The sequence below is a fragment of the Sulfitobacter sp. genome (assembly GCF_041552635.1).
GTDB lineage: Bacteria > Pseudomonadota > Alphaproteobacteria > Rhodobacterales > Rhodobacteraceae > Sulfitobacter.
On the sequence record NZ_JBFEKM010000344.1, the window covers coordinates 1 to 1,696 of the forward strand.

Below are 1,696 nucleotides of genomic sequence, written 5' to 3' on the forward strand. Positions count from 1 at the left end.
AACGAGGCTGCGTTGACCGCTGCGCGTGTCGGTCGCCGTTTCGTGGCAATGATGGATTTCGAATCCGCCAAGGACAAGATCATGATGGGTGCCGAACGGCGTTCGATGGTTCTGACCCAAGATCAGAAAGAAAAGACGGCCTATCACGAAGCCGGCCATGCCATCGTTGGTATGAAGCTGGACAAATGCGACCCCGTCTACAAGGCCACGATCATTCCACGCGGTGGTGCCTTGGGCATGGTGATGAGCCTGCCTGAAATGGACAAGCTGCAAATGTTCAAGGATGAAGCCGAACAGAAGATCGCCATGACAATGGCGGGTAAAGCGGCTGAAATCTTTAAATACGGCCCTGATAGCGTGTCTTCCGGTCCTATGGGCGACATCATGCAGGCCAGCCAGTTGGCGCGCGGCATGGTTATGCGCATGGGTATGTCGGATAAGGTCGGGAACATCGACTATTCCGAAGCGGCTGCGGGTTATCAGGCCAACGGTGGCGCGGGCGGCTTTAGTGTCTCTGCCGCGACCAAGGAACTGATCGAAAGCGAAGTCAAAGCCATCATCGACACAGGCTATGATCGCGCGTTCAAGATGATTTCCGAATTCGAGGTGGAATTCGAGCGTCTGGCCCAAGGCTTGCTGGAATATGAAACGCTCACTGGCGAAGAAATTCAGCGCATCATGGATGGCAAACCACCGCAAGATCCTGACGGCGAAGACAACAGTGGGATGGACAAGCCAAGTGTAACGGCAATCCCCAAGGCCAAAGGCAAAAAATCGCCCCCATCGGGTGGTCTTGAGCCTGAGCCGACAGCTTGATCTGCACAGATGACCCTAACGGTCGAAAAAGTTAAAAAGGCCCTGCATCTGCGGGGCCTTTTCTTTTGTGCAGGTTTTACGCAAGTTGTCCCCAACAAGGAGAGACACCCATGCCCGCGCTGATCCCCACCGACCATTATGCCACCATCACTTGGCTCGGCATCGTTCCTGACCGCGCCGCTGGCCTGAAAGCGCAGCCGCAAACATCGCTGACGTTAAGCTTTGCCGGTCCTGAGGGCGAAGATCATGGCGGGCTGACGCGCCCATCTTGCAGCCGTGTGTTATCCCAATATCCGCGCGACACAGTGATCCGCAACACGCGCCAGATCTGTGTGATGAGCGCCGAAGAAATTGCCGCCATCGCCGCCACAATGGGTATTCCAGCGCTGGACCCCGCCTATATGGGGGCTTCGATGGTGATCGAGGGGATTTCTGATTTCACCCACGTGCCGCCGTCGTCTCGGCTGCAAGCGGCCTCTGGCGCGACCATCGTAATCGACATGGAAAACCGTCCCTGCACCCTGCCTTCCCGAGAGATCGAGGCCGATATGCCCGGTCTTGGCAAGGCGTTCAAGCCCGCCGCAAAAGACCGTCGAGGTGTCACCGCTTGGGTCGAGCGCGAAGGGGTTTTACAGCTAGGAGAGCGTATGCGGCTGCATGTTCCGGACCAACGGGCGTGGGCACCGGGGATGATCTGACCCAAGGTACAAGATCGCAATAGCCGAGCCCCCCCCGTCATGATGTTGTCTATACCTTCAGGAGCATTGGCTGGCGGCTGAAACACGATCGGGTCATGGTGGGTGTGGTCGGGCACTATAATGTGTCCCTCTGATTTTGTGCATTCATTCTTTCGCGGTCCAAACCAAAAGGCCGGTTTGGG

1 protein-coding gene and 1 pseudogene are annotated in these 1,696 nt (G+C 56.9%); both read left to right on the forward strand.

The features are described 5' to 3' along the window. Positions 1–816, forward strand: a pseudogene (locus ABYT07_RS20925) (cell division protein FtsH); the annotation flags it as partial. A gap of 110 nt (positions 817–926) precedes the next feature. After that, positions 927–1,514: an MOSC domain-containing protein gene (locus ABYT07_RS20930; RefSeq protein ID WP_372993924.1), complete on the forward strand. Its 588-nt coding sequence runs from the start codon at positions 927–929 to the stop codon at positions 1,512–1,514. Positions 1,515–1,696: the final 182 nt, after the last annotated feature.

What these genes read in the sequence shown, in the direction of transcription:
- ABYT07_RS20930 (WP_372993924.1), top strand. Translation starts at nt 927, where the DNA reads ATGCCCGCGCTGATCCCCACCGACCATTATGCCACCATCACTTGGCTC.